General features: G+C 64.2%; 16 protein-coding genes and 1 pseudogene. 11 read left to right on the top strand and 6 right to left on the bottom strand.

All coding sequences use genetic code 11. From position 1 onward, the window contains the following. Both VMJ11_RS07325 and VMJ11_RS07320 read right to left on the bottom strand, forming a co-directional pair. Positions 1-119 (bottom strand): annotated as a pseudogene (locus tag VMJ11_RS07325) (muconate cycloisomerase); the annotation flags it as partial. Between the two features lie 249 nt (positions 120-368). Next, positions 369-524 carry a hypothetical protein gene (locus VMJ11_RS07320; protein ID WP_325618415.1) on the bottom strand — a complete coding sequence of 52 codons (156 nt, stop codon included), beginning with the start codon at positions 522-524 and terminating at the stop codon, positions 369-371. On the opposite strand from VMJ11_RS07320, the gene VMJ11_RS07315 reads away from it, so the two are divergent. The 6 genes from VMJ11_RS07315 to VMJ11_RS07290 all read left to right on the top strand — a co-directional run bounded on the left by VMJ11_RS07315 (position 523) and on the right by VMJ11_RS07290 (position 6896). Continuing rightward, positions 523-1878 (top strand): MFS transporter, encoded by a 1356-nt coding sequence (locus tag VMJ11_RS07315; protein ID WP_325618413.1) that lies wholly within the window; start codon positions 523-525, stop codon positions 1876-1878. The two genes, VMJ11_RS07320 and VMJ11_RS07315, sit on opposite strands and share 2 nt — an antisense overlap. Positions 1879-1937: 59 nt before the next feature. After that, complete coding sequence (locus tag VMJ11_RS07310) at positions 1938-3155, top strand: acyl-CoA dehydrogenase family protein (protein WP_325618411.1); 1218 nt, start codon at positions 1938-1940, stop codon at positions 3153-3155. Positions 3156-3174: 19 nt separating this feature from the next. Continuing rightward, positions 3175-3693: a 4-hydroxyphenylacetate 3-monooxygenase, reductase component gene (hpaC, locus tag VMJ11_RS07305; RefSeq protein ID WP_325618409.1), complete on the top strand. Its 519-nt coding sequence runs from the start codon at positions 3175-3177 to the stop codon at positions 3691-3693. Between the two features lie 2 nt (positions 3694-3695). Continuing rightward, positions 3696-4397, top strand: coding sequence for an ethyl tert-butyl ether degradation protein EthD (locus VMJ11_RS07300; RefSeq protein WP_325618407.1), 702 nt, complete (start codon positions 3696-3698; stop codon positions 4395-4397). 96 nt (positions 4398-4493) lie between these two features. Further along, positions 4494-5414, top strand: coding sequence for a LysR family transcriptional regulator (locus tag VMJ11_RS07295; protein ID WP_325618405.1), 921 nt, complete (start codon positions 4494-4496; stop codon positions 5412-5414). A gap of 174 nt (positions 5415-5588) precedes the next feature. Then, positions 5589-6896, top strand: a complete 1308-nt coding sequence (locus VMJ11_RS07290) for an MFS transporter (RefSeq protein ID WP_325618403.1) — start codon at positions 5589-5591, stop codon at positions 6894-6896. Positions 6897-6938: 42 nt separating this feature from the next. Here the strand turns inward: VMJ11_RS07290 and VMJ11_RS07285 are convergent, their stop codons facing one another. Both VMJ11_RS07285 and VMJ11_RS07280 read right to left on the bottom strand, forming a co-directional pair. Further along, the gene (locus tag VMJ11_RS07285) at positions 6939-7943 is read right to left on the bottom strand and encodes a 3-hydroxybutyryl-CoA dehydrogenase (RefSeq protein ID WP_325618401.1); all 1005 of its coding nucleotides are present in this window, start codon (positions 7941-7943) and stop codon (positions 6939-6941) included. After that, positions 7940-9043 carry an NAD/NADP-dependent octopine/nopaline dehydrogenase family protein gene (locus VMJ11_RS07280; RefSeq protein ID WP_325618400.1) on the bottom strand — a complete coding sequence of 368 codons (1104 nt, stop codon included), beginning with the start codon at positions 9041-9043 and terminating at the stop codon, positions 7940-7942. The genes VMJ11_RS07285 and VMJ11_RS07280 overlap by 4 nt, the downstream gene beginning before the upstream one ends. Positions 9044-9264: 221 nt before the next feature. On the opposite strand from VMJ11_RS07280, the gene VMJ11_RS07275 reads away from it, so the two are divergent. Both VMJ11_RS07275 and VMJ11_RS07270 read left to right on the top strand, forming a co-directional pair. After that, positions 9265-10254, top strand: a complete 990-nt coding sequence (locus VMJ11_RS07275; protein ID WP_325618398.1) for an AraC family transcriptional regulator — start codon at positions 9265-9267, stop codon at positions 10252-10254. After that, positions 10254-11279 carry a LysR family transcriptional regulator gene (locus tag VMJ11_RS07270; protein ID WP_325618396.1) on the top strand — a complete coding sequence of 342 codons (1026 nt, stop codon included), beginning with the start codon at positions 10254-10256 and terminating at the stop codon, positions 11277-11279. The genes VMJ11_RS07275 and VMJ11_RS07270 overlap by 1 nt, the downstream gene beginning before the upstream one ends. Before the next feature lie 23 nt (positions 11280-11302). Here the strand turns inward: VMJ11_RS07270 and VMJ11_RS07265 are convergent, their stop codons facing one another. Beyond that, positions 11303-12400 (bottom strand): porin, encoded by a 1098-nt coding sequence (locus tag VMJ11_RS07265; RefSeq protein ID WP_325618394.1) that lies wholly within the window; start codon positions 12398-12400, stop codon positions 11303-11305. A gap of 423 nt (positions 12401-12823) precedes the next feature. Here VMJ11_RS07265 and VMJ11_RS07260 point away from each other — a divergent pair, with 423 nt between their 5' ends. Continuing rightward, positions 12824-14233 (top strand): MFS transporter, encoded by a 1410-nt coding sequence (locus VMJ11_RS07260; protein ID WP_325618393.1) that lies wholly within the window; start codon positions 12824-12826, stop codon positions 14231-14233. A 173-nt stretch (positions 14234-14406) separates the two neighbouring features. After that, complete coding sequence (locus VMJ11_RS07255; protein ID WP_325618392.1) at positions 14407-15378, top strand: PDR/VanB family oxidoreductase; 972 nt, start codon at positions 14407-14409, stop codon at positions 15376-15378. A 24-nt stretch (positions 15379-15402) separates the two neighbouring features. Here VMJ11_RS07255 and VMJ11_RS07250 read toward each other — a convergent pair whose 3' ends face one another. After that, positions 15403-16329 carry a LysR family transcriptional regulator gene (locus VMJ11_RS07250; protein ID WP_325618391.1) on the bottom strand — a complete coding sequence of 309 codons (927 nt, stop codon included), beginning with the start codon at positions 16327-16329 and terminating at the stop codon, positions 15403-15405. 153 nt (positions 16330-16482) lie between these two features. On the opposite strand from VMJ11_RS07250, the gene VMJ11_RS07245 reads away from it, so the two are divergent. Continuing rightward, positions 16483-17760, top strand: coding sequence for an aromatic ring-hydroxylating dioxygenase subunit alpha (locus VMJ11_RS07245; protein ID WP_325618389.1), 1278 nt, complete (start codon positions 16483-16485; stop codon positions 17758-17760). The last annotated feature ends 95 nt before the right edge of the window (positions 17761-17855 follow it).

Raw genomic sequence — 17855 nt, 5'->3', positions numbered from 1 at the left:
TAGACCTTCACCAGCATCAGGGTTTGCCCGTACATGGTGGCGACCGAGAGCTTGTGAGGGCGGATCGTCGGCAGATCGACGAGGCGGGTTTCGATACGTTCGATCGTGGCTGTTTTCATCAGGATGTCTTATGAATTGCTTTTCGCGGCACGGCGAATGACTTCGCGACGTGCACGCGATTCCTTCACCCGGCACTGTCTGTGCTCGCATATCGTGGGACACCACAAGTTAGTAATCCGCGCGACATCTGTCAAATCAATCATATATGCCGCCTATCATCCATCGCATGGATTTTCATGGCTGTCGGGCAATGCGCATCGATACGAAGAGCAGGTGCGATTTTTCGTGGATGGACAGCGCGGAACCCGTCATGAAGCGCATTCATAGTGCTCATTTTTGGCCCGAATTTGACCCGCGCTTTTGCGGCTCATATCGTTGCCCCATGCCGCGACGATGTGACTCACCTGCATTGCCCGGCATCTCCACAGCGCGGCATCCTCAACTTCGTACATGGCCTTCACCATGAATCCAGACGCCTTGAATTCTGACCTGAGTGCTCCCCTCGTCGCCCCCCACAAGGTGCGCGCGGCGAGCACCGTCCGCCGAGCGGTGATCACCGCCGTACTCGGACAGATACTCGAGTGGTACGACTTTTTCCTCTATGGCACCGCCGCCGCATTGGTGTTCGGCAAGCTCTTCTTTCCCGTGGGCAGCGATCCGTTGACGGGCACCATCGCGGCTTTCGGCGGCTTTACCGTGGGTTTCATCGCGAGGCCGATCGGCGGCGTGCTGTGCGGCCACCTCGGCGATCGCTACGGCCGCAAGGCCGTCATGATGCTCACGATCATGACGATGGGCACGGCCACCGTGCTCATGGGTGCGTTGCCCACTTATCATCAGATCGGTATTGCCGCTCCTATTCTGTTAGTCATCCTTCGTATTGTCCAGGGGCTTGCCGCGGGCGGCGAGTGGAGCGGCAGCATCCTGCTCATCCACGAAAACGCACCGCCAGCGCGGCGCGGCGCGCTCGCCGCCTGGAGCCCGAGCGGCGCGGCGTTTGGCTTCGTGCTGTCCACAGGGGCCTTCATGCTCGCGCAGAATCTCTCGCACGACGACTTCCTGAGCTGGGGCTGGCGCGTGCCGTTTCTCGGCAGCGCCGCGCTCGTCCTGCTCGGCCTATGGGTGCGCCGCTCGGTTGGCGAGAGCGCCGCATTCGCCGAGGTCAAGGCAGCGCGCAACGAAAGCCGCATGCCCGTCATCGACGTTCTGCGACAGTGCCCGCGCGAAGTGCTGACCGTGTTCGGCCTGCGCTTTGGCGAAGGCGGCGCGTCTTATATCTTCTTCGCCTTCTCGATCGCATACGGCCAGTTTCTCGGCATCAAGTCGTCGTGGATACTAGGCGGCCTCACGCTCTCCATGCTTCTGATGATCCCCGTCGCGCTGCTGGTCGGACACATTACCGACAAGGTGGGGCGCAAGCCGGTGTATCTGCTCGGCGCCATTGCGATGGTGCTCGTTGCGTGGCCGTACTTCGCGCTGCTCGGCTCGGGCGAGTACTGGAAGGTGATTGCCGCACTCCTGCTAGCGAACAGCCTGACGCTCGGCATTCTGGAGGGCGCGCAACCCGCCTTCATTAGCGAGCTGCTGCCGGTGCATTTGCGCTACTCCGGGCTTGGCATCGGGCGGGAGATCTCCTCGGTGCTGGGTGGCGGCCTCTCGCCGATGATCGCCACCGGCCTGCTCGCTTATTACCACAGCGCGGTGCCGGTCGCGCTCTATCTCGGCACACTCGGACTAATCACGGTGATCGCCACCTGCTTCGCTCGCGAGACCTGGCCCAAAGCCATGCGCATCAAGGCCAATCAGCATTACGAATGAAATTTTCGGGGCCACCCGAGACACGTAACCCGTTTCCAGCTTTTCAAGAGGCACCCCCCATGCATGCCCTGCAAACCGCAAGCTCCGATGCCCGCGCCACCGATCTGCGGATCATCGCCGCACAGGATGACTATCCCGAGTACCCCGGCCCGCTTTCGCTCGACGCGCTGATCGAGGAAGTGGAGCGCCGACGCGACGACTTCGACGCACTCTCGCACGTCCCTCGCGACATGGTCGCGAAGATGAAGCGCGCGGGCATCTACCGCGCGAGCACGCCAAAGCGCTTCGGCGGCGACGCACTGCCGCCGCACCAGTTCCTCGCGATGCTCGAACGCATTGCCATTGCCGATGGATCGACCGCGTGGGTTGCCGCGTTCGGCTCGGCGAATACGTACCTCGCCTCGTTGCCTGTCGAAACCCAGGCGAAACTCTACGCAAGCGGTCCTGACCAGGTTTTCGCCGGCGGACTCTATCCGCTGCAAAAAGCCATACGCGCGCCGGGCGGCTTCCACGTTAGCGGCCAATGGCGCTTCGCGAGCGGCTGCAAAGGGGCTGACTGGATTGGAGTGGGCATCGGCGGCACGCCCGGCAATGCCGGTGAGCCGAACACCGGCAAGCCGTTCACGGCCGTCCTCCCAGCCAGCGAGGTCGAGATCGTCGATAACTGGAAGGTGGTCGGCATGCAGGGCACGGGCAGTCACGACCTGCGGCTGAAGGACAAGTTCGTCGATGAGGCGTGGACCTTCGTGCGAGGCGGTGCGGCACTGATCGACGAGCCCCTCTATCGCTATCCAGCCGTCGCTTACCAGGCGCAGGTGCATGCTTGCGTGAACATCGGTCTCGCGCGCGCCGCACTCGACCTGCTCGCGGGCCTGTCGGGCGTGACGCAAACCACCACGGGCGCACCGCACCTTGCCGACCGCGCCTACTACCGCACGGGCCTCGCGCAAGCCGAGGCACGCCTGCGCAGCGCCCGCGCGTTCTTCTTCGAGTCCGCCGAAGCGGCATGGCAATCGATCCTCTCGGGCGACCCGATCACGCCCGCCGAGGCCAATATCCTGCGCCTGAGCGCGACGCATGCCGCGCACACGTGCGCCGACGTCGTGATGGCGGCGTACAAGATGGCGGGCATCGGTGCGATCTACCAGGAGAGCCGGCTGCAGCGCCTCGTTCGCGACTCGATTGTCGTGACGCAGCATGCGTTCCTCGGCGAAGGCACCTACGACGCTTCCGGTGCTTTGTTCGTCGGCATCCCGCCGGTCACGCCCTTTCCCTGAACGAGGAGGTCCGACTGCCATGACCCAGGACGATATGCGGCTGCACTTTCGCAACGCCATGGCCTCTCTCGCGGCGGCCGTCAACGTGATCACCACCGACGGCCCGCAAGGGCGCTGCGGCATCACGGCAAGCGCGGTCTGCTCCGTGACCGACACGCCGCCGACTATGCTCGTCTGCATCAATCAGGCGAGCTATGTGCACGACATCCTGCACGGCAACGGGCAGGTCTGCATCAACGTGCTCGGCGCGCGTGGCCAGGCGCTCGCGCGCCTGTTCGCGGGCATGACCGGCTGCTCGATGGCCGAACGCTTCGATCAATGCGAGTGGCAATCGGGCCGGCTCTCGGTTCCGGTGCTGGCCGACGCGATTGCGAGTCTCGAAGGCACGGTCTGCGAAAGCAAGACGGTGGGCTCGCATTCCGTGATCTTCGTGCGTATCGAGCACATCGCTTTGCGCGACGAAGGCGACGGCCTGATCTATTTCGGCAGACAGTTCCATCGGCTCGCGCGCGCGGCCGTTGCCACTGCAGTGGGGTGAGCATGCAAGTCTGCTTATTTCTCGATGGGGGATCCGGCGGGGAGCCGCCACTCGACCTTCACGCATTGAAACGCACAGCGAGCGAAATAGATGGCCTTTGCCAGCTCGTCGCGCATGAGCCGATCGCGGACCCGGGCGGTCCGCATGGCGCGCCGGATCCGGCAACGCCGTCGTGCATGCTGCAATGGTACTTCGACGACCTCTCGGCCCTGGAGATCGCTCTCGAACCGGAGGGCGCAGTCCATCGCGCGCTGCGGGGCGCGGCGCTCGCAAAGCTGGACACGCACGGGTTCTCGCAGCAGGTCATGGCCGTGCGCAAGCTCGCGCCGCCGCAGGCCAAGGCCATAAGCGACCACGCAGAGCGATGCACCTATATGGTGGCCTACGAAGGTCCTGCCGAGGACTTCGGGGCATGGCTCGCGCATTACCTCACGCACCATCCGCCGTTGATGCTGCAGTTGCCGGCGTTGCGCGAGCTGGAAATCTACACGCGCATGGACAGCCGCAGCGGCTTGCCTTTCGCGCACGCCAACGCCATGCAGCGCAACAAGGTCGTTTTCGACGATGCGGACTCGCTCGCCCGTGCGCTCGCCTCGCCGGTACGCGACGCAATGCGGCGCGACTTCCACGCTTTGCCGCCGTATGGCGGTGCAACTCCGCATTACCCAATGCGAAGCATTTACGGTAAATTCGCTGGACCGTGACTGGCTTTCGCACTGCCATCGAGCAGGAAGCGCGCAAAGCCGGCGCGATGCCCCAAGCGCCCGGCACGCGCATAGCCCCCGTTCGAGACGCAGTGCATGAGTCAACCCAACCTTGCCGGCACCGACCTGAACCTGCTGCGGGTATTCCTCGCTATCTGGGATCTGCGCAGCCTGACCGCAGCGGGAGAGCGGCTCGCGCTCACGCAGCCTGCCGTCAGTCACGCTCTGCGCCGGCTGCGCACGCTTTTCGAAGACCCGCTCTTCGTGCGCACGCCAAACGGCATGGCGCCCACCGACGCCGCTTTCCGCCTCTATCCGCCGCTCTCGCAGGCGTTCGCGCTGATCAACGAGGCTGTGCAACAGCGCGCGAAATTCGACGCCGCCACGGCGCAGCGCGTCTTCCGCATCTCGATGTCGGACATGTCGGAGTTCTATTTTTTGCCGCCCCTGCTCGCCATGCTCGATCGCGAGACGCGTGGCATTCGCATCGAGGTGACCAATGTGCCGGTCGAAGCGGTGAGCGCGGCCATGCGCGCGGGCGAGATCGATCTCACGCTCGGTTACGTGCCGGGGCTCGATGCCGGTTGCGTAACGCAAACGCTCTTCGTCGACGAGCATGTGTGCGTGGTGCGCGCGGGGCACCCCTTGCGCAAGACGAAGCCCACGCGCGAAGACCTCGCGGCCCTGCGCTACGTCTACGCGAGCACCAATGCGACCGGCCATCGCATGGTCGAACAGTGGCTCGAAGAGCTGAATCTCAAACGCGAAGTGGTGCTCAGGCTGCCGCATTTCGTGGTCGCGCCGGAGATCGTGATGAACACGGATCTGGCGGTCATTTTCCCGAGAAGCATCGCGCAGCGGTTCAACCGCGGCAAAGCCTTTCGTATCCTGCCCTTGCCGTTCAAGCTGCCGCCCATCGAAATCCAGGTGCATACGCACACGCAGTTCGCCGCCGATCCGGGCATCGCCTGGCTGCGGGAGACCATCTACGCAATGTTCCATCGGGCTGAAGCCTGAAGCCTGAAGCCTTGAGCTTGAGGCTTGCCCCCATCCATCGCGCTGATAACAGCACTCGATTTCGGTTGATTTGACGCCGCAATCTCAAAACTCGACACTGCCTGCCATAAGTCGCTTCGATCCGTCGCCCACCCGCCGTGGGTGCACGTCCTGCCCCTTTCAATGCGAGTCCCTATGGCTTCCGTACATCCCCCAGCCACCGTGAAGCACGTGGCCGCGAATTCCGAATACTCCCTAAAACGTATCGTGATCGCGTCCGTGGCCGGCAACGCGATGGAATGGTACGACTTCTTCGTCTACAGCACGGCCGCTGCGCTCGTATTCGGGCAACTGTTCTTTCCGCCCAACGCCGATCCGCTCGTCGGTACGCTGGGCGCGTTCGCGGCCTTCGCGATCGGATTCGTCGCGCGCCCGTTGGGTGGCATCGTGTTCGGGCACATCGGCGATCGCTATGGGCGACGGGCGTCGCTCGTCTGGACATTGCTCATCATGGGCGTTGCGACCTTCGGCATCGGCCTGCTGCCCGGTTATGCCGAGGTCGGCCTGTGGGCGCCCGCTGCGCTCGTCGCCCTGCGTCTCCTGCAAGGCATCGCCTCCGGCGGCGAATGGGGCGGCGGCGTCCTCATGATCAGCGAAAGCGCGCCGCCCGAAAAGCGCGGCTATTACGCCGCGTGGAGCCAGTTGGGCGTGGGCGGCGGCTTCGTGCTCTCGTCCGCGGCGTTTCTCGCAGTCGAGGCGCTGCCGCGCGATCAGTTCCTCGCATGGGGATGGCGTCTGCCTTTTCTCGCGAGCATTCTCATCTTCGCGATCGGCGTGTATATCCGGCGCTACCTGCCTGAAAGCCGCGACTTCGCGACTGCCGAACAGGCGGGCAAGACATCGCACATGCCGGTGCTCGAAGCCATCCGGCGGCACCCGAAAGAGATCCTCATGGCGATGGGCCTGCGTGTCGCCGAGAACGGCGGCGCCTATATCTTCCTCGCGTTTTCGCTCGTCTACGGCAAATTCGCTGGCATCCCCAGTTCGACGATGCTCACCGGCGTGATGCTCGCGATGGTGGTCGAAATGGGGGCGATGCTCGCATGGGGCCGGCTCTCGGACCGTATCGGCCGCAAGCCCGTCTACATGATCGGCGCGCTCTCGCTCGTCGCGGTGGCCTTCCCGTTCTTCTGGCTGCTCGACACGCATTCCACGCCGCTCATCTGGCTCGCGCTCGTAGTGGGCACCGCGGTCTGCCACGGGGCGATGATCGGCACGCTGCCCGCGCTGGTCGGCGAACTCTTCAGCACCGAGGTGCGCTATTCGGGCGTAGCGCTCGGGCATGAAGTGGCCTCGATTTTCGCGGGCGGTCTCTCGCCGTTGATCGCCACCGCCCTGCTCTCGCACTATCACGCGTCCTGGCCGGTGTCGCTGTTTCTCGTCGCGCTCGGCGTCATCACGGTCGTGACCTTGAAGTTCACACACGAAACGCGCCGGACGTAATTCGGCACGCGTCGAGGTCGATCGACCTCGACGGATGCGCTTCTATGCCTCGATTGCCGAGTTGTAACGCGGCGCCAGGCCGAGATGCTCGAGCAAGTGTCCGAACTCGCCGAGCCGCCGCTTCACATACGCGGGCACCTCCACGTCCGCGTAGTCGTAGAAGCCCCGGCCGTCGCGAATGCCGTCGCGCCCTTCATCCATATGCCTCGTGACGATGGCGGCCGGCTCGAAGCGCGGGCCGATTTCCTTCGCGAGATAGTGCGACGCGTAATACAGAATGTCGCAACCGCCCCAGTCGATGAATTCGAGCAGCCCGAGGATCGAGAAGCGCAGGCCGAAGCCCGTACGCACGGCCATGTCGATGTCGTGCGCGCTCGCCACGCCCTCTTCCACCATGCGCGCCGCCTCGTTCATGACGAGCGCCTGGATGCGCGGCACGATGTACCCCGCCGACGGCGCGCACTCGACCGGCACCTTGCCGACGCGCCGCAGGAGATCCTTGAGGCGCGCGATGACCGAGTCGTCCGTGATGCTGCTGCGGCTGATCTCGACGAGCGGTATCAGATGCGCGGGATTGAGCCAGTGCGCGTTGATGAGACGCTGCGGATGCGTGACCACCTTTTGCAGATCGGTAACGAGGAACGTCGAAGTGGTGGAAGCGATCGTCGCCGTGCTGCTCACGCGCGCGCACAGCCACGCGAATGCCGCCTCCTTGGCCGCCATCAATTCGGGCACCGCTTCGAACACCACCTCGCAATCGCCCAGCACAGCTTCGCAGCCCGTACGATCGAGCACTTCGACTCGCGCGAGCGCATCGGCTGCCTGTTGCGCGTCGATGCGTCCGAAATCGACCTGTGTCTGCAACTGCCGGCCAATCTCGCCGAGCGCGGCCGATGCGAACGCGTCGCGTGCGCGAGCCTCGCGTTCCTTGAAATCGATGAGCGTGACGCGCAATCCTGCAAATGCGAACGCGAGCGCAATGCCCTGCCCCATGCGTCCTGCGCCGAGCACATGGACGTGTTTCACCTCGGCAGCGTGGTGCGTCATGCGAGCCCCCGCGCTAGCAGTTCGCGCATGGCCTCGCGCGAAAGCGAAGCGAGCCCGAGGTTTTCGAGCGTGCGGCCCTCGCCATAAAGATCGCGCTCGGAAACCGCGCTCGCAATACTCAGGAGTCCTTGTGCTACAGGCGTCGGCACGCCGGCCCAGCGTCCGGCGGAGACGAGAAACGACAGCCCGAGCCGCGTGTCCTCCAGCATGTAGCGATGCGCCTTCAGGTCGATCTTCTCGCGCCAGTCGCCGCTGTCCGTCAATTTGCCGTGTGCGCCGCGTCCGTACATCCACTCGTCGCCTTCGCTCGCGTAGTGATCGGCGAGCGGGAAATGCGGCGCGCCATAGCCGAGCGCTTCGCGTACGGCCATGCGCTCTGCGTCGAGTGCATTCGTCACGCGGCGGATCGACGGTTGCGTGCCTTCGTTGTGAATGTCCCAGGACTCGAAATGCTCGAGCGGCCCCGCGTTCATCATGATGAGCGGCGGATGGATCACCGGTCCCGCATTCATGAGCGCGCCGCTCAGCGCATCCTCGATCGGCTCCACGCTGGGGTAGCCTTGCGTGAGCACGGCGAACGCCCAGCTGGCCGCTTCGGCGGGAAACACGCCCGTGGGCAGGCGCGTTGCGTAGGCGCTGATGACCACGTCGTTCTCGCCGTGGCGACGCACGAGATAGGGCAGCGTGCCGGTTTCCGCGAACGCCACGCGCGCCCGGTTACCCGCATCGGCTTTCGCCTTCGCGAACACGTAGCTGCCGAACGTGCCCGGCGGCAGATAGACCACCTGTCCTTCCGTGAGGTGCGGGGCGAGCTGGCGCGCGAGCGATTCGTGAGTCGTGGAAGGCAGCGGGATCACGATCAGCCGCGCCTCGCGCACCGCGCTGCCGAGGTCGTCGACGAGGCGAATGGCGCCGCGCGCCTCGCCCACGGGCACGCGCCGCTTGCCGCGCCAGTCCTTCACGTTCAACTCGCCCAGTTCGCGCAAACGCGCGCATCCTGCCGTATCGCGCCGCCACCATGTCACGTCATGCCCTTTTTCGAGCATGTCGATTGCTGCTGCAAAGCATCCGTGCCCGCCGCCCAGTACGCAAACCTTCATTCTTCACCTCCTTGTTCGATAGCAACGAGAGTAAAGGGGTGGCTTTCCTGCTGCGCTACAACACGCGCAAGCGCTGTTCAACTCCGGCAACGCTTTCGCATCGCCCGCGCATGCGCACGCTTCGCGACGTATATGAGGGTGAATCCTTTCTTGCGCGGACTTATTGACCATCGGATCATAGGCAAAGAGGCTCTCTGCCGTCTCTTCGAGGCCATTGAACGATGGACATTGCGATTCCCCGCAAACACAGCAACCGGCTCGGCGCAACACGTGCGCGCGAGGACGTCGAACGCGAGGTGGCGAAGCTGCTTTGTGAGCACCGCATGGAGGTGTCGGGCCGCGAGCCGCTGAACGCCGAGCTGTATAGCGTCGCGATGCACCGCGCGAGCCTGCTCGAACTGTGCTACGGCCGTGAAACACATATCGACGCCGGCGAACTCGATCACCATTACCTGTTTCGCACGACCCTTGCCGGCCATTGCGAGTTGCAATCGGGCAATGAACGCGTGTCGCTCTCGACGGGCAGCCTCAGCGTGTCGTCGCCCTCGCGCAAGAGCTGCATCCGCACCGATACGGCCTGCCGCAACCTGCTGCTGCGCATCGACCGCGCCGCGCTCGAAATCAAGCTTGCCGAGATGCTGCAAAGCTCGTTGCGCCGTCCACTAGTGTTCGATCTCGAAGTCGGCAGCGCGCACGGCGGCACCGCCGTGTTTCATTCGACGTTGCGCTATTTGTGCAGCCTGTGCGAGCAGATCGACGCGAGCGCGCGCGACAGCCTGCTCGGCCCCGAGCTCACGCAGTGGCTGGCCACGCTGCTGCTCATGCAATTGCCGCATTCGTACAGCGAAGCGCTCGCGCGCGGCGCGAAGCCGCCGCTGCCGGCGCACGTCAAACGCGCGCGCGAGTATATCGACGCGCATCTCGGCGAGACGCTTTCCGTCGAAACGCTCGCGCAAGCCGCGGGCGTTTCGACGCGCACGCTGCAAAACGGTTTCAGCCAGTTTCTCGATCAGTCGCCCGCCGAATACGTGCGTGAACGGCGCATCGAAGCCGTGCATCGTACTTTGATGGAGGACCCGGAGCGCAGCGTCACCGACGTGCTGCTCGAGCACGGCGTGCACAGCTTCGGCCATTTCGCGAAGGCGTACGCGCGCCGCTACGGCTGTCCGCCCTCCGCGACCGCGAAGCGCGGCGCATGGCGAGCGTCCTGATGGCGACTCCCAACGACCTCAATCCGCCAGTGGGAGAAGAATCCGACGGCGCGCTGCGCGTGCAGGATCTAGACCTGAACCTGCTCAAGACCTTCAACGCGGTCTACGCCGAAAAGCACGTGGGGCGCGCCGCACTGCGCCTTGGTATCACGCAGCCTTCCGTGAGCCATGCGCTGGGTCGCCTGCGCCTGCTCTTTCACGACGCGCTCTTCGTACGCACGGGCGGTGGCGTCGAACCCACGCCGCGCGCGCAGCGTCTTGCGGCGTCGATCGACAGCGCACTCTCGATCCTGCAAGCGGTGCTCGACGAAGGCGCCCAGTTCTCGCCCTCAACCTCGCGCCGCACGTTCCGCTTGTACATGAGCGATTTCGCGGAAACCGCATTCCTGCCGACGTTAATGCGCGAACTCGACGAACGCGCGCCAGGCGTCGTGATCGAGACGCTGCATATCGACGAAAGCCAGTTCAACGTCGCAATCGAATCGGGACGTATCGACTTTGCGATGGGCCACTTTCCCCATGCGTTCACGCACTTCCATCGCTGCGAGCTGTTGCAGGAGCGCTATGTGCTGATGATGCCGCGCCGCGTGGCCGAGCGTTACGCGCTCGACGAGCAGTTTGTGCTCGACCGGGCGGCGCCGCCTGCGTTGCAGTTCATCGCGGTGAGTTCGCATTCGCAGGCCACGGTTCTGCTCGAACAGCATGGGCTCGCCTCGCGCGTGCGCGTAGCGGTGCCCAACTTCATGGTGGTGCCGGCCATACTCTATCGCTGCGACTACGCGCTGATTCTGCCGAGAACCGTTGCGCGCGCCTTCGCGCCGCTCGGCGAGATGGCGGCGTTCGAGATCGCCAATGCGTCCACGTGGCCGGTCAATGCGTACTGGCATCGACGCTTCGACGCGGACCCGGGCCACCGCTGGCTGCGCGCGCTGCTCATGGAGTTGTTCCGCATCGGCACGCGCGAGCCCTACGAGAGCTGGCTCGCCATCCCGCCCAGCCTGAGGCCGCCCGCGCTCAACGCGTGAGCGCGGACATAGGCTTGACGTGCTCAGAATGAAGTGAGGATGCCTGCCACGATCGAGCTGGCGGTTGCCCCCGGCGTGCCGACCGGCACCGCGCCGCCACCCGCGCCGTTGATCGAGAACGCCGCGTGCTCGCCGTTGCGCACCATCGCCGCGCCCGTATAGAGGACCGTGCGCTTCGAGAGCGGATAGTCGAGGCGCAGCCCGTACGAATCGGCATTGCCTTCGCTATCGGCGATCTTGTGATAGTGACCGTAGCTCACGAGCAGCGACGCCTTGCCGATGGGCACCGTCGCATTCAATTCGAAGAAGTCGTTGTGCGGGTTCGAGTACGCGCTTGCCACCGCCGTCGTCACGTCAGGGCCGCCACGGTGCCGCAGATAAATGAACGCGGGCTTCACGAAGCCGAAGTCGTACGAGATCGCACCGAGCGCATAATTGCCGGTCCCGGTGGGACTCGTCGGCGAGAGCGCCGCGGCGGTGGCCGTGCTGAACTTCTGCTGCATGTAGTCGAGGTCGATCGAGAGCGGCCCGTTCGCGTAGTTGAGCGAGGCGCCATAGGTATCGCCGAGTGTCGACGGCACGTTGTTCGCGCCGTTGACGCCGCGCGAGGCCGTCGCGCGCAGCAGGAAGCCGCCGATGCGTGGCGACGTGTAGCGCAGCGTATTGTTCGTGCGCAGAAACCAGGGCAGCACGAAGTTGTTCGACGCATTGCCCCACGCGAGACCGGCACCGTAGCCAGGCAAGCTGTAGGTCACGAACGACGTGTGCAGCACCGTATAAGTCTCGCCGCCCTGCAAGCCGCCGAATGGCCCGGTCAGCCCGACCCATGCCTCGCGGCCGAACAGCGCCCCATTGCCACTGATTGCGCCATTGGCCGAGTTGAAACCGTTTTCGAGCTTGAAGATCGCGGCATAGCCGCCGCCGAGATCCTCGACGCCCTTCAAGCCCCATTGCGTCGCGAAGAGATTACCCGTGCCCATGCGCACCACATGGTCCGGCCCGAAGTTCGCGTACTCGACCGACGTATCGATACGGCCGTACAGCGTGACGCTCGATTGTGCGAGGGCCGGCACGGCCGCCGCCATGCCCACGAATGAAATACACCACTTCCAGTTGGTCATCCCTGTCATCCCGGCGAGAAGAGTGGATCTTCGCTTCGCTTGCAAGCCTGCGAAGCGCACCACGTTTATTTGAAAAACCGGCAGAGCCCGCAATGCACGGGATTTGCCAGACAGAACCGGGGCGAGTCTAGAAAGGCCAATATCGAACGTCGATCAAGCCGGCCGTATATCACTTATAGATTTCATTCATGAGCGCGGCAGCACACGGTGAATGAAGCCGCGAAGGCCTGTCTGCTCGTGATTTGCGGGGATGCACCTGGTAAATCCTTTAGGCGGCTCGGTAGTTGCCAGCAGATACGTGGGACACATACGCCTTTGTCTTCGAAATTTGTTTACGTACGCTGGCTTGCCTCATCTGTGTGCATGCACCAGAGAGCAAGAGGTTTCGCGCTCACAACACAATCGATACACCGGAGGACACGAATGCACCCCACCACTGCCACGACGCCCGTCAGCGCAAAAGGCGGCAGACGCTACACGTACGAGTGGTACGTGGTGCTGATCTGCATGCTTGCCTATGTCTTCTCGTTCGTCGACCGCCAGGTGCTGGCGCTCATGATCGAGCCGATCAAGCGCGACCTGCAGTTGACCGATACGCAGTTCAGTCTCCTGCAAGGCTTCGCGTTCTCGCTTTTCTATGCGGTGATGGGCATACCCCTCGCCTACCTCGCTGACCGTCATGCGCGGCCGCGCATCATCGCAACGGGCATCGCGCTCTGGAGCGTCGCCACGGCCGCCTGCGGCATCAGCCAGAATTTCCTGCACATGTTCCTTGCGCGCATGAGCGTAGGCGTGGGCGAAGCCTCGCTTTCGCCGGGCACCTATTCGATGCTCGCCGACTACTTTCCCAAGGAGAAGCTCGGCCGAGCAGTGGCTGTGTATTCGCTCGGCTCGTTCGTTGGCGGCGGCATCGCGTTTCTGATCGGCGGCTACGTGATCGCGTTGCTCAAACAGGCATCGATGGTAACGCTGCCTCTTGTGGGTGCGGTGCACGCGTGGCAGGTCACGTTCTTCATCGTGGGGCTGCCCGGCCTCTTCGTGGCGCTGCTGTTCATCCTCACGGTGCGCGACCCGCAGCGCAAGGGGCTCATGCAGGACGCGAACGGCAACGCGCGGCGCGTCTCGCTTGCCGATTCGGCACGCTTTATCCGCTCGCACGGCAAGACGTTCTTCTGCCACTACATCGGCTTCTCGTTCTACGCGATGACGCTGTTCTGCCTCATGAGCTGGACGCCCGCGTTCTATATCCGCCGCTTTGGCATGTCGCCGGTGGAAGCGGGCTACACGCTCGGCACGATCCTGCTCGTCGCCAACACGACCGGCGTGTTCTGCGGCGGCTGGCTCAACGACTGGCTGCTGCGCCGCGGCCGCAGCGACGGCCCCATGCTCGCGGGCTGTATCGGCGCGGCGGCAATGGTGCTGCCGGCTGTGGCGTTCACGCAGGTGGACAGCCTCGGCTTCTCGCTCACGCTGCTCGTGATCGCGATGTTCTTCGCCTCGTTCCCGATGCCGACCTCGACCGCCGCGATGCAGACGCTCGCGCCCAACCAGATGCGTGCGCAGATCTCGGCCGTGTTCCTGCTCGTGTCGAACCTGATCGGGCTCGGCATCGGCACGACGCTCGTCGCGCTGCTCACCGACAAGGTCTTCGGCTCGCCGCTCGCCGTCGGTCATTCGATGTCGATCGTGAGCCTCGTCGCGGCCCTGCTCGCCGCCGTGCTGCTGGGCTTGGGCTGCCGCCAGTTCCGTATGAGCCTCGAACGCGAGCAGACCCAGGGCGCGGGCACCGGCTCGCACACGCAACGCACCGCGCTCGACGCCACGCACGTCTGATGGGAACGCGCGCCTCCCGGAATCGCATTATCAGTGGAATTTATCCGGGAGGCCATTTTCTATCGATTTGCCCGATCGACCGGGCCGCTCTATGCTCGCTTCACCCCTCGCGCTTCGCGCGCGAACGTTCCATTCAGTCCAGCATTCAGCCAATTCAGTGATCGGGCCTCACCATGCAAGCCACTACCTTGAAGGTTCGCGTCGACGCATTGCGTGACGAAGCACACGGCATTCGCTCGTTCAGCATTTCCAGGCTCGACGGCAAACCGTTCGACACGTATGAGCCGGGCGCGCATATCGACGTCACGGCCCCGTCCGGCGTCACGCGCCAATATTCGCTGTGCGGCGACCCCGACCAGCGCGACGCGCAGCTCTTTGCCGTCAAGCGCGAGAGCGCATCGCGCGGCGGCTCGAGCTCGCTGCACGACGACGTAACCGTCGGCACCGAACTCTCGGTTGGCGCGCCGCGCAACCTGTTCCAGCTCGCGCCCGAGGCGCGGCGGCATGTGCTCGTCGGCGCGGGCATTGGCATTACGCCGCTTCTGTCGATGGCTTATCGCCTCCTCAAGCTGAACGCGCCTTTTGAATTGCACTATTTCGCGCGCAGCGAGGAACACGCGGCGTTCCTGCCGCTGCTCGCGCGCGCGCCGTTTGCAGCCTACGTGAAGCTGCATTTCGGCGTGGAGCCCGATGCGCTCGACGGCGTGCTCGCTTCCTGTTTCGCCGATGCCACCACGGGCACGCACGTCTACACGTGCGGCCCCTCCGCCTTCATGGAGCGCGTGGTCGCGACGGCCGAAAAGCGCCTGCCCGAAGACGCGATCCATCTCGAACGCTTCGCGGCAGAGCCCGCGGCGCCCGACAGCGGCACCGCGCTCGACGCGTTCGACGTGCAGGTGGCCAGCACGGGCCAGACCGTGCGTGTCGCGAAGAACACGTCGATTGTCGATGCGCTCGCCTCGATCGGCATTGAGGTCGACACGTCATGCGGCGAAGGCGTGTGCGGCACCTGCATGATCGATGTGGTCGCGGGCGAGCCCGAACATCGCGACCACTGCCTGAGCAAGGCCGAGCGCGCGAGCAACAAGGTCATTTGCTGCTGCATCTCGCGCTCGCGTTCGCCGGTTCTGGTGCTCGATCTCTGAGCGCGGGCACATACCGCGCTTCATTCAGGGCATCGCTTCGTCGAAGCGCTGCATGATGCCCTGAATGAGTTCGCGCATCCACGTGATGCCCTCGTCCTCGTGGAAGTGCTCGTGCCAGTGCATCGTCACGGCGGCGACGGGCATCGTGACCGGCAACGCGTAGATCTGGAAACGCTTGTCCAGGTTGAAGAGATGCGCGAGGCGGCGCGGCAGCGTCGCGTACAGGTCCGTTACGGCCAGCACGCCCGGCAGCGCGACGAAGTGCGGCAATTCGAGCGCAATGTTTCGTCCCACGCCTTGTGAGCGCAGCGCATCGTCCAGCGCGTGGTGGCTGTGCTCGACCGACCTTATCTGCACATGCGAAGCCTCGACGAACTGCGCGAGGCTCAGCGTCTCGCCGCGCGGCAAGCCGCGGCGGCGGCGCGTCATGCACACATAGGTTTCCTCGAACAGCAGCTGATGGCGCGTGCGCGAAGTCAGTTCGGGCAGGTTGCCGATCGCAAAGTCGAGCCGGCTCGCGCGCAGCGCATCTTCGATCTCCCCCACGGGCAGCGGCTCGACACATACCCGGATTTGCGGTGCCTCGCGATGGAGCGCCTCGCAAATCGGCGGCAAGTACGCCATTTCCCCCGCATCCGAAAGCGACAGCCTGAACGTGCGCGTGCTCACGGCCGGATCGAAGCGCTCGGCGTAGCGCAGCGCCTCGCGCACGGTGTCGAGCGCGCGGCCGACGATCGTGGCGAGCTCCAGCGCGATCGGCGTGGGCTGCATGCCCGCGCGCGTGCGAATGAAGAGCGGATCGTCGAACAGCGAGCGCAGGCGCGAGAGCGAATAGCTGATGGCGGGCTGCGAGAGCGCGAGCCGCTCGCCGGCTTTCGTGAGGCTGCGCTCCTCGACGATGGCCTGAAAAACCCGCAACAGATTGAGATCGACGTGATCGAGTGTGGGCATCGCTTTATCAGCCGGATTTATGTGAGGTTCAATTTTAGATCGATTTGACGTATGCAGCACGGCAGACGAGACTTCAATCAACGCGCAGGCAGCAAGCATCCTGCGCTCCACTCCCTTCGCGAGACATCGCGACCACCTCGATACTCCGACATCATGAGCGATACCTGGCAGACCATCGACACGAGTACGCTGCGCGGCCGCGTAGAGACGGACCGCATCGCGCCCTCTCTGTACTACGATCCCGCGCTATTCGAAGCGGAACTCGAACGCATTTTCTACAAGACGTGGATCTGGGTTGCGCACGAAAGCGAGTTGCCCAATCCTGGCGACTTCCGCACCACGATAATCGGGCGCCAGCCCGTGATCGTCGTGCGCGACAAGACGGGCGCCGTCAACGTGCTCCAGAACCGCTGCCGCCACCGCGGCGCCACTGTGTGCGAAGAGCACAAGGGCAACGCGAAGGGCTTCACGTGCCCCTACCATAGCTGGTCGTATGCGCTCGACGGCACGCTGCGCGCGCTGCCCTATGGCGACGGCTACGAAGGCGTTTGCGAAAAGGGCGACCTGCCGCTCGAAAAGCTGCGCGTGGGCATCTACCAGGGCCTCATCTTCGCGAGCTTCAATAAGGATATCGAACCGCTCGAAGACTTCCTCGGCGGCGCGAAGCCGTGGATCGACCTGTTCATGAAGCAGGGCGCGGGCTATCCCGTCAAGGCAAACGGCGAGCACAAGTTCAAGTTCAAGGGCAACTGGAAGATCCAGCTCGAGAACACGACGGACCTCTATCACTTCCCTGTCGTGCACAAGTCGTGGATGAAGTCGATCGACGACGAAACGGCGGCGGCGATCACGAGCTTCATGACGAGCGATAAGGCATTCTGCCGCTCGCTTGGCAACGGCCACAGCCTGGCCGTGCTCGTGCCCGAACTCGTCGACCTCGACGAGGACGACGGCGCGCCGCTGCCCGAGCGCTTCCAGGAACTGGCCGCGCAACTCGCCGAACGCCACACGCCGGAAGAAGTGCGCCGTATCGTGCGCTCGCTGATGGGGGTGGGGTTCAACCTGAACCTGTTCCCGAATCTCGCGCTCTCGATGGCGTTTTTCCGCGTGCTGCGGCCTATTTCCGCGGAAGAAACCGAAATCCGCCACGTCGCGCTCGCGATGGATGGCGGCCCCGAGGAAGCCAACCGCGTGCGCCTGCGCATTCACGAGCACTTCCAGGGCCCGTTCGGATTTGGCAGTCCTGATGATGCCGAGGCCTGGGAGCGCGTGCAGCGCGGCTCGCATGCCGGCCCCGATATTCCGATCCTCGTGAATCGCGGCTTGAACCGTGAAACGACGGCACCGAACGGAGAAAAAACCGCACACGCCACGGACGAAACGGGCATGCGCGAAGCATATGCGCAGTGGCGCGCGATGATGGAGGCATGATGGACGACCGAAACGTACTCAACACACAAGAGACTTTTACGCGCGCCGTGCAGTTCATCTGGCGCGAGGCTGAAATGCTGGACCGGCGCGAATAC

The sequence above is a fragment of the Paraburkholderia sp. genome, from assembly GCF_035501035.1.
GTDB lineage: Bacteria > Pseudomonadota > Gammaproteobacteria > Burkholderiales > Burkholderiaceae > Paraburkholderia.
This window is presented reverse-complemented; position numbering and strand designations above follow the sequence as displayed.